At 70.5% G+C, this 14078-nt stretch carries 8 protein-coding genes; 1 reads left to right on the top strand and 7 read right to left on the bottom strand.

What is annotated here, in order from left to right:
* Window positions 1–154: 154 nt before the first annotated feature.
* Window positions 155–526 carry a hypothetical protein gene (locus AB6807_RS24645; protein ID WP_371086589.1) on the bottom strand — a complete coding sequence of 124 codons (372 nt, stop codon included), beginning with the start codon at window positions 524–526 and terminating at the stop codon, window positions 155–157.
* Window positions 472–3054, bottom strand: a complete 2583-nt coding sequence (locus tag AB6807_RS24640; RefSeq protein WP_371086588.1) for an excinuclease ABC subunit A — start codon at window positions 3052–3054, stop codon at window positions 472–474. Before AB6807_RS24640 ends, AB6807_RS24645 begins: the two co-directional genes overlap by 55 nt.
* Window positions 3055–3212: 158 nt before the next feature.
* On the opposite strand from AB6807_RS24640, the gene AB6807_RS24635 reads away from it, so the two are divergent.
* Complete coding sequence (locus AB6807_RS24635; protein ID WP_116907133.1) at window positions 3213–3419, top strand: hypothetical protein; 207 nt, start codon at window positions 3213–3215, stop codon at window positions 3417–3419.
* A 69-nt stretch (window positions 3420–3488) separates the two neighbouring features.
* Here the strand turns inward: AB6807_RS24635 and AB6807_RS24630 are convergent, their stop codons facing one another.
* The 5 genes from AB6807_RS24630 to AB6807_RS24610 form a co-directional block, all read right to left on the bottom strand.
* Entirely contained in the window at window positions 3489–3812 is a 324-nt protein-coding gene (locus AB6807_RS24630) for a cell envelope biogenesis protein TolA (protein WP_371086587.1), read from the bottom strand.
* Window positions 3813–3954: 142 nt separating this feature from the next.
* Window positions 3955–9180 (bottom strand): malto-oligosyltrehalose synthase, encoded by a 5226-nt coding sequence (locus AB6807_RS24625; RefSeq protein ID WP_371086586.1) that lies wholly within the window; start codon window positions 9178–9180, stop codon window positions 3955–3957.
* A complete protein-coding gene (gene treZ, locus AB6807_RS24620; RefSeq protein ID WP_371086585.1) occupies window positions 9173–11077 on the bottom strand; it encodes a malto-oligosyltrehalose trehalohydrolase in 1905 nt (634 codons plus the stop codon). Before treZ ends, AB6807_RS24625 begins: the two co-directional genes overlap by 8 nt.
* Window positions 11074–13236, bottom strand: coding sequence for a glycogen debranching protein GlgX (gene glgX, locus AB6807_RS24615; RefSeq protein ID WP_371086584.1), 2163 nt, complete (start codon window positions 13234–13236; stop codon window positions 11074–11076). Before glgX ends, treZ begins: the two co-directional genes overlap by 4 nt.
* Window positions 13237–13300: 64 nt before the next feature.
* Window positions 13301–14071: a hypothetical protein gene (locus AB6807_RS24610; RefSeq protein WP_116907129.1), complete on the bottom strand. Its 771-nt coding sequence runs from the start codon at window positions 14069–14071 to the stop codon at window positions 13301–13303.
* Between the last annotated feature and the right edge of the window lie 7 nt (window positions 14072–14078).

The raw sequence follows: 14078 nt of genomic DNA, 5'->3' as shown, positions 1-14078 counted from the left end.
CAGCCAATACCGCCTATTGAAAAACCAAACTCGCACCGCCGCTTGCGGATTGGAGAAGTCCCGGTAAAAGGAGGAGGCCGCAGGCCGGGGGACATTCGCGGAGGGGAGTACCCGGCGGCCTGTTCACACGCCCTGAACAGCCCCGCAAAACACATCAACCAGCAGTGCCCTCGGTCCCTCCAGCAGGAGACGAACACCCCTCCGTCCCGTTCGCCCCATTCGCCCCATTCGCGCGCTTGTCGAGCGCATAGCGCAGCGCCGCCTGCAGCGCAGGCCACCCCGCGAACGCGAGCGCGTTGTTGAAAGAGTCCCACCGCGCGCCCAGCGCTTTCATGCGTTGCGACAGCTCGGGGTCGCAGCCCACCAGCGCGGGGCGTGCGTGGCCGTGTCGGGGCACGGCCTCCACCAGCGTGCAGCCCAGTTGGCTCGCCAGTTGTGCGGTTGCTTCGTTGCCTTGACGAGGTCGGCGGATCATCGGTTTTCCTTTCGCAAGAGGGTTGAAGAAGGTCGGTTCGGTTCTGTCCATTCGCGCAGGTAGGGCGCGGTGCGGCTGCCCGCGGCCCTTGCCACCTCGCGCGGCGTGCCCGCCGCCACGATGCGGCCGCCCTCGCCGCCCGCGCCCGGGCCCATGTCGATCACCCAGTCGCACGCGGCCACCCAGCGCATCTCGTGTTCCACCACGATCACCGTGTTGCCCGCGTCGACCAGGCCGTTGAGTTGCACCATCAGCTTGTCCATGTCGGCCGGGTGCAGGCCCGTGGTCGGCTCGTCGAGCACGTACAGCGTGTCGCCACGCTGCGCGCGCTGCAGCTCGGTGGCCAGCTTGATGCGCTGCGCCTCGCCGCCCGACAGCTCCGTGGCCGGCTGCCCCAGCCGCAGGTAGCCCAGGCCGATGGCGCGCAGCAGGCGCAGCGGCCGCTCGATGGCGTCGTCGGTCTCGAAGAAGGCATGCGCCTCGTCGACGGTCAGCCCCAGCACGTCGGCGATCGTCTTGCCGCGCAAGCTCACCTTCAGTGTCTGCGGGTTGAAGCGCGACCCATGGCACGTGGGGCACGGCGCGTACACGCTCGGCATGAACAACAGCTCCACGCTCACGAAGCCCTCGCCCTCGCAGGCCGGGCAACGCCCCTTGGCCACGTTGAACGAGAAGCGCCCGGCGTCGAACTTCTTCGCGCGCGCCGCCGGCGTCTGCGCGAACAGCTTGCGCACATGGTCGAACAGGCCCGTGTAGGTTGCCAGGTTGGAGCGCGGCGTGCGGCCAATGGGCTTCTGGTCGACGCGCACCAGGCGGCGGATGCCGTCCATGCCCTGCACGATGCGCCCCGCCGTGCGCTGCGCCACCACCGGCGCCGACGATGCTTCCTCTTCAGCCGCCTCGGCCTCGGGCGGCTCGTGTCCCAGGTGCGCCGACACCAGCTCCACCAGCGCCTGCGTCACCAGGCTCGACTTGCCCGAGCCCGACACACCGGTCACGGCCGTCAGCACGCCGAGCGGAAACGCCGCGGCCAGCCTGTCGAGGTTGTTGCGCGAAATGCCCGCCAGCTTCAACCAGCCGGTGGGCGAGCGCGGCGCGGCCGAAGGCGGCACCGCCTCGCCGAACAGGTAGTTCGCCGTGTGCGACCCCTTCACCCCGCGCAGCCCCTCGGGCGGCCCGCTGTAGAGCACCACGCCGCCCTTCTCGCCCGCCTCGGGCCCCACGTCGACCAGCCAGTCGGCGCGCCGCATCAGCGACAGGTCGTGCTCCACCACGAACAGCGAATTGCCCGAGCGCTTGAGCATTTCCAGCGCCACCACCAGCGCTTCGCCGTCGGCCGGGTGCAGCCCGGCGGAAGGTTCGTCGAGCACGTACACCACGCCGAAGAGGTTGGAGCGGATCTGCGTGGCCAGCCGCAGGCGCTGCAGCTCGCCCGGCGACAAGGTGGGCGTGCGCCGGTCGAGCGACAGGTAGCCCAGCCCCAGGTCGAGCAGCGTGCCCACGCGCTCCAGGAAGTCGTGCGTCAGGCGCTGCGCGGCGATGCGTTTTTCTTCCGACTGGCGCGGCAGCTTGCCGGCCGCGATGGGCGCCAGCACGCGCGACAGCTCGCCCAACGGCATCTGCGCGATCTCGCCGATGTCGTGGCCGGCCACGCGCACCGACAGCGCCTCTTTTTTCAGCCGCTTGCCCTTGCACGACGGGCACAGCGCGCCCACCATGAAGCGCGACACGCGGTTCTTCATGAGCGCGCTCTGCGTGGTCGCGAAGGTGTGCAGCACGTACTTGCGCGCGCCGGTGAAGGTGCCCTGGTAGCTGGGCTCCATCTTGCTGCGCAGCGCGGCGCGCGTCTCGGCGGGCGTGAAGCCTGCATACACCGGCACCGTCGGCTGCTCGTCGGTGAACAGGATCCAGTCGCGGGTTTTCTTCGGCAGCTCGCGCCAGGGCTTGTCGACGTCGTGGCCCAGCGTGACCAGGATGTCGCGCAGGTTCTGCCCGTGCCATGCCGGCGGCCATGCGGCCACGGCGCGCTCGCGGATGCTGAGCGAGTCGTCTGGCACCATCGATTGCTCGGTCACCTCGAAGACGCGGCCCAGCCCGTGGCAGGCCGGGCATGCGCCCTGCGGCGTGTTGGGAGAAAAGTCTTCCGCGTACAGCAAGGGCTGCCGCGCCGGATAGTCGCCAGCGCGCGAATAGAGCATGCGCAACAGGTTCGACAGCGTGGTCACGCTGCCCACCGACGAGCGAGCGCTCGGCGTGCCGCGCTGCTGCTGCAGCGCCACCGCGGGCGGCAGGCCCTCGATGCTGTCGAAGGCCGGCACGCCGACCTGGTCGATGAGCCGGCGCGCATACGGCGCCACCGATTCGAAGTAGCGCCGCTGCGCCTCGGCATACAGCGTGCCGAACGCCAGCGACGATTTGCCCGAGCCCGAGATGCCGCTGAATACCACCAGCGCATCGCGCGGAATGTCGACGTCCACGCCCTTCAGGTTGTGCTCGCGCGCCCCGCGCACGCGCACGAAGCGGTGGATGGAGTGGCTGTCTTCCTGCTTGTGTGTGTTGTGTGTGTCGCTGGCGCCCATGGTCGGGGCAGCGTAGGTGAGCGGGCGCTGCGCAACGGTCGTCTTGCAGCACGGCGCGCTGTAGGAAAGAACGAAAGATGAAAAGAGGGAAGGCCACGGCAGCGTGCCGTCGCTGCGGGCCTACAGACAAGCGGCCCGCTTTGCGCCATGTTGAAGCCATGACACACCCCATCGAACTCACCATCGAGGAGCCGCTGCCGGGAGCCTTTGTCTGGCAGCTGCTCGAAACCGACGAACAGGGCACGCACCCGCGCGTGCTCAACAAGGCGTACGACGCGGCGGAGAGCTACGAGCTCGCGCTGTCGGCGGGCCAGCGCGCGCTGAAAAGCGCGATACGCGACCGCGCCCCTTCCAACCGAGGTTGACGCCCGCGGCCCGCGCCGCGAACGTCCACCACCGTCAAAGCAGCGGAAGAGCCTCCGGAAGAGCCCCGATCACTTGGGCGTGCCGCCGGGCACCGGCTTCGGCTTGCCGGGGCGGCGCTCGTCGCGCGTCTCGGCGCGGGCTTCGCCGGCCACGGCAGCGCGGTCGTTGCCGATGGCGCCGCCTTCAGGCGTCTTGCCTTCGTCGCCGGCCTGCGGCTTCACCATGCCGGGTGCGCGGCGGTCCTTGCGGGCCTCGCCTGCGCGCTCGGACTTGCCGGTCGCGTAGCCCGGCGTGTTGGGCGGCACGTTGGCACCGGGTGGGTTCGACTGGGCGAAGGCGCCGGTGGCGGCCATGAGGCCGGTGACGATCAGTGCGGGCACAAGTTTCTTCATCGAAAGCTCCTGGGTAGATAGAGAGGGGGCAGGGAGGGGTGGGTTGGAGAAACGAAAGCAGACCTCGCAGGGTCACTGCGCCCACCTCCGCGCTACGTAGGAGATCGTCGCGTCCGCATAGGCGCAAATCACGACGTCAGCTTCACGACGCGGGCTTCACCACGCTGAACGCGGCCCACGGCACATGGCGCAGCGCGGTGGCCAGTTCCAGCCCACCAGCGCCCGCGGTGAAGCGCTCGCCGGTCAGCACGTTCTCCAGCACCGCACCTTCCAGCCCCGCGGGCAAGCGCACCGTGGTGCCGCGCCAGGCATCGCCTTGCGGCAGGACCGGCGCCGGGCTTTCGCCCGGGCACAGGCCGACGAACAGCCGCCCCGCCACCACCACCAGCGCCTGGTCCTCGTGCTGCCGCGCGAAGGCCACCACGTGCCGCGCCAGCGCGCCTTCGGCCGCCAGCCCTTCGTAGCTGCCTTCGCGGAACAGCGCGGGCTGCGCGCGCCGCAGCGACAGCAGCCGCCAGATGAACCACAGCTTCGCGCGGCCGTCGTGCGGCGCCGCGGCCAGGGCGCGGACCTGCGCGGCAAGGCCTTCAGGATCACCATGGCCACCCTGGCCACTCTTTCCAGTCCGATCGGCCATGTGCTTCAACGCATGCAGCTGCCCCTGCCGCAGCGCGTAGTCCACCGGCCGCCGGTTGTCGGGGTCGACCAGGCTCAGCTCGATCAGCTCGCTGCCCTGGTACAGGTCGGGCACGCCCGGCGAGGCGTACTTCAGCAGCGTGAGCGTGAGCCCGTTCCACGCACCGAACCACGAAAGCCGGTCGGCCAGCCGCTGGATGTCCGACAGGCAGGCGCCCTCTTCCATGTTGGCGACGATGGCGCGCACGTAGCCTTCCAGCGCGGCCTCGTACTCGGCGTCGGGCTGGGTCCAGCGGGTGCGCAGCTTGGCCTCGCGCGCGGCCTTCTGCATGTACTCCCAGATGCGGTCGGCAAAGGCGGGCGCGGTGGCTTCGTCGAGCCCGCCTGAACCGCCGGACCCCGTGAAGGGCAGCGTGCCCAGCAGCGTCTGGTACAGCAGGTACTCGTCGGCGCGCGAGGGCGCGTCGTCGCACTCCAGCTTGCGGCGCGTGTCGCGGCACAGGCCGTGCCAGCGCGTGAGCGCCAGCACCCATTCGTTGGGCATTTCGGAGAGCACGTCGATGCGGTTGCGCACGTCTTCCGAGCGCTTGTTGTCATGCGTCGAAGTCGCCAGCATGGTGTGCGGCCAGCGCAGCGCGCGGTCGGTGCTCAGCGCATGGAACTCGTCCACGCCGATGCCGAAGCGGTCGGGCTCGCCGCCCACCTCGTTGAGCGAGCTGAGCGGAAAGTAGCGGTAGAAGGCCGTGTCTTCCACGCCCTTGGCCGTGACCGGCGCGCTGAACTGCTGGAAGCGCACCGCAAAGCGGCGCACCCGCTCGGCCAGCGCCGGTGGCGCGCCCTCCACCGCCACGCCGCGCAGCGCGCGCCGCAGGAAGCCGAAGACCGAGCGGTCGGCGTCGCTGCTCTGGCGCTCTGCCGCGGCCGTGGCCTCGTCGATGAAGCGCTCGTCCTGCGCGGAAGGCGCATCGATGATGTAGGTGCGGTACACCGGCATGCAGGCCGCGACGTCGGCCAGCGCGCGGCGCAGCGCATTCAGCGTGTAGTCGCGCGTGCGGCGGTCGGCGCGCGCAATGCGCAGCAGCTCGCTCGACAGCATGTTCAGCTCCGACGACAGCGCGTTGCGCATCACCTCGCGCCGCCCCGCCTGCGACAGCGCATGAAAGCTCTGCACCTCGCCCGTGAACCGGCGCCACGCATGGCCGATGGTCTCTTCGGCCGTGGTGTCGACCAGCACGCCGTTGGCCACGTTGGCGAACCGGTAGCCGGTGGTGCCGTGCACGTGCCAGCCCTCGGGCACCTCCTCGTCGTTGGCCGCGATCTTCTCGGCGACCACGTACAGCGGGCGCGCCGGCCGGCCCTGCGCGTCGTGCGCGGGCAGCACCAGCCCGGCGCGGCGCGCGTAGCCCTGCTGCAGCTTCTCGAAGTAGCGCGCGGGGTCGTACAGGCCGTCGGGGTGGTCGATGCGCAGGCCGTCCACCTTGCCCGCGGCGGCCAGGTCGAGCGCGAACGACTGCGTGGCCTCGAACACGTCGTCGCGCTCCATGCGCACCGCCGCCAGGTCGTTGATGTCGAAGAAGCGCCGGTAGTTGATTTCGTCGGCCGCCACGCGCCAGTACGCCAGCCGGTACGCCTGCGCCTCGACGAGCGCATGCAGTGCATCTCGCGCCGCCGGCGTGGCCAGGTTGAACTCGGCCACGGCCGCGGCCAGCGCCCCGGCGACCGTGGGGTGCCGCTGCGCGAGCCGCGCCAGCCGGGCCTTGAGCAGTTCCTTGTCGCGCGCGCGCTCGGCCCGCGCCTCGGGCTCGGTGGCGTCGCGCCCCGGCAGGTGGCCGAAGGCGGTGGCCACGCTCGCGAGGCTGGCGGCGGCGTCGGTCGATTCGTCGAGCTGCGCCAGCGCGCGCGCCAGCACCGCCGGATAGCGCTCGGGCGCCAGCGGAAAACGGTGGTCGAAGTACATCAGCGCGAAGCCGCCGGCCTCGGGCTCGAAGTGCAGCACCAGCTCGCCGCTGGCCAGCACCTCGCCGTAGTGGCCGCCCAGAACGGGCAGCAGCACCTTGCCGGTGAGCTCGACGTTCAGCGGCTGCCAGTCGATGTCGAAGTGCTGCGCGTAGAGCGAGGCCGGGCCGTTTTCCAGCACGTCCATCCACCACGCGTTGTCGGCGCCGAACACGCCCATGTGGTTGGGCACCATGTCCAGCAGCTGGCCCATGCCGTGCGACTGCAGCGCATCGACGAAGCGCGCAAAGCCTTCTTCGCCGCCCAGCTCGGGGTTGACCTCGTCGTGCGCCACCACGTCGTAGCCGTGCATGCTGCCGGCGCGGGCGCGCTGGATGGGCGAGCAGTACACGTGGCTCACGCCCAGCTCGGCCAGGTAAGGGAGCACGCGAATGGCGTCGTCGAAGCCGAAGTCCTTGTGGAACTGCAGCCGGTAGGTGGCGCGCGGCACGGTGGCCTGCACGTCTTGCGGCGCGAGCACACCGGTGGCCGAGCGCAGCCCCGGGCGCACCGCGCGCAGCTTCGCGGCAATGCCCTGCATGCGCTCGCCCTCGGCCAGCGCACGCGACGCCACTGGCAGCTTGCGCCGCCAGTTGGGCTGCTCGCTCACGGTGCCGGGCATGTTGGCCTGCTCGACCACGCCGGCGGCGTCTTCGAGCTGCACCATCATCAGCGCCGAGGGCGCGGCGCCCAGGTAGGCGTGCACCGCTTCAACGATGCGGGTCGAAGGCAGCGCCTGCCCCGCGGCCGCGGCCACCTCCTCGCGGCTGAGCAGCCCGCCGCGCTCGGCCGCGAGCATCAGCTGGATGCGCTCCTGCGCGCGGTCGAGCAGCTGCTTGTCGAACACGCGCTCGTCGGGGAACAGGCCCAGCTCGAGCCGCACGCGCAGGTCGTGGGCGGCCCACCAGCCCGCGAAGGTGGCCAGGTCGTGCGTGCTCACCGCCACCAGCGCGGCCGGCGGGTAGGCCTCGGGCGGCTTGAAGCCGCCGGCGTGGTGCTCGTGGTGCTGGCCGTCGAACTTCTCGAAGTACAGCAGACGGTAGGAGAGCACGTCGGCCTTGGCCAGCGCCTCGCGCACGGCGTCTTCCACCGTGCCCAGGTCTTCGCCCACCACCATGCAGCGGTGGCGGTGGCTTTCGATGGCGACGATGGCCAGCATCTCGTCCAGCGGGTAGTACACGTAGGCACCGTCGTGCGCGCCGCGGCCCGGCGGAATCCAGAACAGGCGCATGAGCCCCATCACGTGGTCGATGCGCAAGGCGCCCGCGCCGCGCATGCCGGCGCGCAGCGTGTGCATGAAGAAGCGGTAGCCGTCGGCGCGCAGGCTGTCGGGCCGCAGCGGCGGCAGGCCCCAGTTCTGGCCGGCGGGGTTGAACTCGTCGGGCGGCGCGCCGATGCTGGCGCCCGGCGCGAGCACGCCCTGCGCGGTCCAGGCGTCGGAGCCGGCGCGGTCGACCGACACCGCCAAATCCACGTACAGGCCGATGCCCATGCCCACCGCCTCGCAGCGCGCCGAGGCCTGCGCCAGCTGGCGCGCGGCCTGCCACTGCAGGAACTGGTGGAACTGCAGGCGCTGCGCATGCTGCACGGCAAAGGCCGTGACTTCGGCCGAGTCGGGGTCGCGGTACGCCACGGGCCACACGGGCCAGCCCCACAGGCCGCTGTCGGTGGCCAGGAAGTGCGCGTGCAGCGTTTCGAACAGCGCGTGCTGGCGCAACCCCTCGCCGCGCTCTGCCACGAAGGCCAAAAACGCCAGCCCGTCTTCGTCGGGCGCGGCCAGCTCGGGCAGGTGCGCTTCGCGAAAGTGCTCGAAGAGCAGCTCCAGCACCTCGAACTTGGCCGCCGCCACGCCGGGCAGGTCCACCAGCGCCTCGGCGCGCAGCGCGGCCAGGCGCGCCTGGAACGCGGGCGAGCGCACCAGGTGGCGCGCGGGCTCGCAATCGGCGAAGCCGTCGACCGCTTCCACGTCGATGTACAGCACGTTGAGCTGCTCGCGCGACGACGGGCTGTACGGGCTCGCATGCGCCGGGTTGGCCGGGAACAGCGCATGCAGCGGGTTGAGCCCGACGATGTCCGCGCCCTGCGCGGCCATGAGCGTGACCAGTTCGTCGAGGTCGCCGAAGTCGCCGATGCCCCAGTTGCGCGGCGAGCGCAGGCTGTAGAGCTGCACCGCCGGGCCCCACACGCGGCGGCCGTCGCGCACGGCCGGCGGGCGGTAGCAATGCCCCGGCGTGGCCAGCACCAGCGTCTCGCCGGGCAGGCCGTCGATGTGCAGGCGGTGGTAGCCGGCGGCCAGCGGCAGGCTCATGGGCAGCGTGCGTTCGCACAGCCATGCGCCGCCGTGCTCGGTGCGCGCGGTTTCGTGCAGCGCGTGCGCATCGGCCTCGCCCTGCTGCGTGAGGCCGGCTTCGTCGGTCAGTTGCCAGCGCAGCGTGCGCGTGGCCAGCGGCAGGCGCAACGGCACCTGCCAGTGCGCGTTGCCCGCGGGCACCACCGCCACCGGCGGCAATGCCTGCGCCCAGCGCGCGCGGTGCACGGCCTCGAGCGCACGGTGCGCGTCGGCGGCGCTGTCGATGCGCACGCCGAACTCCGCCAGCAGCGCGCGCAGGCTCTGCGTGCTGGCCTCGCGGCGGGTGCCGAAGGCGTCGTTGTAGGCGGTGGCGATGCCGTGGTGCTCGCACAGCGCCACCAGCGCGCCGGCCGCGTCGCGCAGGAAGGTTTCGTTCACGTCATTCACCGCGCGCGTCCTCCAGCGTGACGAACACAGCGCCGTGGTCGAGGCGCAGCGCAGCGTTGCCCTCACCGCTTTCTTCATGCACGCCGTGGCGGTAGACCACCGCGCCCGGCGAGCCGGCCAGCGGCGCGGTCTGCTGCCTGCCGAAATGCGCCAGCATGTGCAGGCGGGCCGAACCTGCACCTGCACTTGCACCTCCGGCCTGCGGGCCCAGGTCCCAATGCACGCGCAGCGTGTCGTTCTCGCAGAAGAACACGCCCGCGCCGGTCGAGCCGGCCAGCCGCGGCACGATCATCTTGTGGCGCAGCGCCAGCAGCTGCTGCACTTCGCTGAACTGCTCGAAGTGCGCGCGCGCGCCGCGCTCGCGCCAGTTGAGCTTGGACGCGAGAAAGGTCGCCTCCGCGTTCGGGTCGGGGATGCGCGCGCGCGCCGCCTCGTCCTTGAAGGCCGCGAAGCCGCCGAACTCCGAGCGCCGCCCGTTGGACACCGCCTCGGCCAGCTCGGGCCCGAAGTCGCAGAAGTACAGGAACGGCGTGGACGCCGCGAACTCGTCGCCCATGAACAGCATGGGCACGTGCGGCGACAGCAGCAGGCAGGCCATGGCCGCGCGCACGCGCACCGGGTCGCCCAGCGCATGGATGCGCTCGCCGAAGGCACGGTTGCCCACCTGGTCGTGCGTCTGCAGGAAAGAGACGAAGGCCTGCGACGGCAGCCGCGTGCTGGGCTCGCCGCGCCGCTCGCCGTTGCGGAACGCCGAGGGCTGCCCCTGGTAGATGAAGCCTTCGGCCAGCGACAGCGCCAGGCTGCACACGGGGTTGTCGGCGTAGTCGGCGTAGTAGCCGTCGCGCTCGCCGGTGGCCAGCACGTGCACCGCGTGGTGCAGGTCGTCGTTCCATTGCGCGGTGCCCGCCACGGGCAGGCCGTGGCCGTCGCGCGCGAGCATCGAGGCCTGGTTGGTGTCGTTCTCCAGCACCAGGTGCACATGGCGCTCGCGGCCCGGCCCGGCCAGCACGGCCTCGCGAATCTCCTGCACGATGTGCGGGTGCGAGCTGTCGCGAATGGCGTGGATGGCGTCCATGCGCAGGCCGTCGAAGCGGAACTCCTCGATCCAGTAGAGCGCGTTGTGCACGAAAAAGTCGCGCACCGTGCGCGCGCCCGGCCCGTCGAAGTTGATGGCCGCGCCCCAGGGCGTGCGGTGCTCCGGGTTGAAGAACTCGGGGCAGTAGCCGTGCAGGTAGTTGCCTTCGGGCCCGAAGTGGTTGTAGACCACGTCGACCAGCATCATCAGCCCCAGGCCGTGCGCCGCGTCGACCAGCGCCTTCAGCTCGTCGGGCGTGCCGTAGGACGCATCGGGCGCGAACTGCAGCACGCCGTCGTAGCCCCAGTTGCGCTTGCCCGGAAAGTCCGCGAGCGGCATCAGCTCCACCGCGGTCACGCCCAGCTCGGCCAGTTCGCCCAGCCGCTCGCGCGCGGCGTTGAAGGTGCCTTCGGCCGTGAAGGCGCCGATGTGCAGCTCGTACACCACCGCCTCTTCCCACGGGCGGCCGCGCCAGGCGGCGTCTTTCCATGCGTAGCGGCGCGGGTCGATGACCACGCTGGGGCCGTGCACGTCTTCGGGGTTGAAGCGCGAGGCCGGGTCGGGCACGGCGGAGCCGTCGGGCAGCTCGAAGCGGTAGCTGTCGCCGTGCGCCGCGCCGGCCAGGTCGAGGCGGTGCCAGCCTTCAGCGTCTCGCGCCATGCGGTGCGCGGCATGCTCGCCACCCGACGCGTCCAGCGGCCGGTGCGCGAGCAGCACCCGTTCCTGCGAGGGCGCCCACAGGGCGAAGGCGACGCCGCCGTCGTGCGCGGTGGCGCCGAAGGGCATCGAATGGGCGTGATGAGGATGGATCGACATGGTCATGGCCGTACGTCCGGCCGACTCAGCACGACGAGCGAGCGGCATTGAAGCGGGTAAGTGGGCTCGGCCCAGGCGGGCGCGAGTGCGGAGGCGTCTTCGGTGGTGGGCGGCGGCGAGGTGCTGGCGGTGTCCACCAGCAGGCGCCACGCGCCGTGCGGCATCGGCGGCAGGGTGAAGGCGATCTCGTCGTGGTGCGCGTTGAACAGCAGCAGAAAGTCGTCGTCGTGCTGCGTTTCGCCGCGCGGCCCGCGGTCGGCGATGCCGCCGCCGGGGATGTACATCGCCATGCAGCGGGCGTTCGTGTCGCTCCAGTCTTCGGTGCGCATTTCTTCGCCGTCGGGCTTGAGCCAGTGCACGTCGGTCACGGTCTCGCCCGCGGCCGGCTTGCCGGCGAAGAAGGTGCGCCGGCGGAACGACGGGTGCGCGCGGCGCAGCGCGATCATGCGTTCGACGAAGGTGGTGAGCGCAAGCCGCTCGGGCGTGGCCGACCAGTCGAGCCAGCCGAGCGCGTTGTCCTGGCAATACACGTTGTTGTTGCCCTGCTGCGTGTGGCCGCGCTCGTCGCCGGCCAGCAGCATGGGCACGCCCTGCGACAGCAGCAGCGTGGCCAGCAGGTTGCGCTTCTGGCGCTCGCGCAGGGTGACGACTTCGGGGTCTTCGGTGGGGCCTTCCACGCCGCAGTTCCACGACACGTTGTGGCTGTTGCCGTCGCGGTTGTCCTCGCCGTTGGCCTCGTTGTGCTTGTCGTTGTAGGACACCAGGTCGTGCAGCGTGAAGCCGTCGTGCGCCGTGACGAAGTTGATGCTGGCGCTGGGCTGCTTGCCCGACCAGCCGTACAGGTCCTCGGAGCCGGTCACGCGCTTGGCCATTTCGCCGATGAGGCCGCCGTCGCCCTTCCAGAAGCCGCGCATGCCGTCGCGGTACTGGTCGTTCCACTCGGCCCAGCCCAGCGGAAAGTTGCCCACCTGGTAGCCGCCGTGGCCCAGGTCCCACGGCTCGGCGATGAGCTTCACGCGGTTGAGCGTCGGGTCTTGCCGGATGGCGTCGAAGAAGCCGCCCAGGTTTTCCACCTTGCCGGCCTCGCGCGCCAGGGCCGAGGCCAGGTCGAAGCGGAAGCCGTCGACGTGCATTTCCTCGGCCCAGTAGCGCAGCGAGTCCATCACCAGCTGCAGCGCATGCGGGTGCTCCAGGTTCACGGTGTTGCCGCAGCCGGTGAAGTCGTCGTAGTAGCGGCGGTTGTCTGCGTTGGCGATGTAGTACGAGGCGTTGTCCACTCCGCGCATCGACAGCGTGGGCCCGAGCTGGTTGCCTTCGCAGGTGTGGTTGTAGACCACGTCCAGGATCACCTCGATGCCCGCGGAGTGCAGCGTCTTCACCATGGTCTTGAACTCCTTCACCTTGCCCGAGGCGCTGTAGCGCATCTCGGGAGCGAAGTAGGCCAGCGTGTTGTAGCCCCAGTAGTTCTGCAGCCCCTTCTCGGCCAGGTGGCGGTCGTTGAGGAAGCTGTGCACCGGCAGCAGCTCCACCGTGGTCACGCCCAGGCGCTTCAGGTAGTCGACCACCGGCGCGCAGCCCAGCGCGGCGTAGGTGCCGCGCAGCTCGGGCGGCACGTCGGGGTGGGTCATGGTGAAGCCGCGCACGTGCATCTCGTAGATGACCATGTCCTGCCACGGCACCGAGGGGCGGCGGTCGTCGCCCCAGGTGAAGGCGGTTTCGAGCACGCGGCCCTTGGGCATCAGCGGGGCGCTGTCGCGGCGGTCGAACGACAGGTCTTCGCGCTTGCTGCCCACGGTGTAGCCGTACAGCGCGTCGCCCCAGCGCAGGTCGCCCACCAGGTCCTTCGCATACGGGTCGACCAGCAGCTTGTGCGGGTTGAAGCGGTGCCCCTCCTCGGGCTTGTAGGGGCCGTGCACGCGGTAGCCGTAGGCCTGGCCGGGCCGGGCCTCGGGCAGGTAGCAGTGCCACACGCCGTCGGTGCGCTCGCGCAGCACGATGCGCTGCAGTTCGTGTCGCCCGCGCTCGTCGAACAGGCACAGCTCCACCTTCTGGGCGTGCTGGGAAAACAGCGCGAAGTTGACGCCCTCCCCGTCCCAGGTGGCGCCGCGGGGGTAAGGCTTGCCGGGCCAGATGGCCGTGATCGTCGGATTGGTTTTTCGTGTCATTCAGTGGCCAGGGCAATCACAGGCAGGCAGGCAGGCAAGGCAATCGGGGCGACGGTCGCCGCGCTCAGCGCGGCGGCCGGTCGTCGTAGCGCGGCGGTGGCGACACGGTGTTCGGCGCCACCGGGGGAACCACGGGCGTCTCCTTGACGACCCGCGTGTCCTTCACCACCACCTGGCGCGGCCACCAACGCTCGATCTGCGCCTTCGCCCAGTCCTTGCCGGCCAGGCCGAAGGCCAAAGCCAACGCAAAAACCACGCCCGCCAATATCACCAGGAAGCTTTCGCGCACGATGTCGCCGCCCACCTTGATCTGGTCGAGCGCAATGAGGATCACGAAGGCCATCACCGCGTACTGCGCCATCTTGGCGAACAGCATGGCGTCCTGCATCTTCACGCCGCGAAAGTAGCTGCCCACCGCGTCGCCCACGAACTTGGCGAAGTACGAGCCGAAGGCCAGCACCAGCAGGGCCACCGCCACGTTCGGCACGAACCACACGATGCGCCCCAGCAGGTCGGCGATGTAGCTCAGCCCCATGCCGTTGAAGGCGATGAGCAGCGACGCCAATATCACCAGCCAGTACGCCAGCACGCCGAACACGCTGCTGGTGTCGCCCTGCCAGCCGCCCTGGCGCAGGAAGTTGTCCAGCCCCGCGCGCTCGGTGAGCACGTTGAAGTTGATGGCGCGCAGCGCCTTGGTCACCGCGAAGCGCACCGCCTTGGCGATGACCCAGCCCACGACCACCACCACCAGCGCGATGAGCAGGCGCGGAATGAATGCCCCGACCTGGTAGAGGATGGCGCGCAGCGGCTCCAGGTGAATGCCGAAGTTTTCCATGATGAGT

This window comes from Variovorax sp. RCC_210, from assembly GCF_041355175.1.
Lineage (GTDB): Bacteria > Pseudomonadota > Gammaproteobacteria > Burkholderiales > Burkholderiaceae_C > Variovorax.
This window is presented reverse-complemented; position numbering and strand designations above follow the sequence as displayed.

Excerpts from the sequence above, each read along its gene's own strand:
- AB6807_RS24645 (WP_371086589.1), bottom strand. The coding sequence starts at position 526 with ATGGACAGAACCGAACCGACCTTCTTCAACCCTCTTGCGAAAGGAAAA.
- AB6807_RS24640 (WP_371086588.1), bottom strand. The coding sequence starts at position 3,054 with ATGGGCGCCAGCGACACACACAACACACACAAGCAGGAAGACAGCCAC.
- AB6807_RS24635 (WP_116907133.1), top strand. The coding sequence starts at position 3,213 with ATGACACACCCCATCGAACTCACCATCGAGGAGCCGCTGCCGGGAGCC.
- AB6807_RS24630 (WP_371086587.1), bottom strand. The coding sequence starts at position 3,812 with ATGAAGAAACTTGTGCCCGCACTGATCGTCACCGGCCTCATGGCCGCC.
- treZ (WP_371086585.1), bottom strand. The coding sequence starts at position 11,077 with ATGACCATGTCGATCCATCCTCATCACGCCCATTCGATGCCCTTCGGC.
- glgX (WP_371086584.1), bottom strand. The coding sequence starts at position 13,236 with ATGACACGAAAAACCAATCCGACGATCACGGCCATCTGGCCCGGCAAG.
- AB6807_RS24610 (WP_116907129.1), bottom strand. The coding sequence starts at position 14,071 with ATGGAAAACTTCGGCATTCACCTGGAGCCGCTGCGCGCCATCCTCTAC.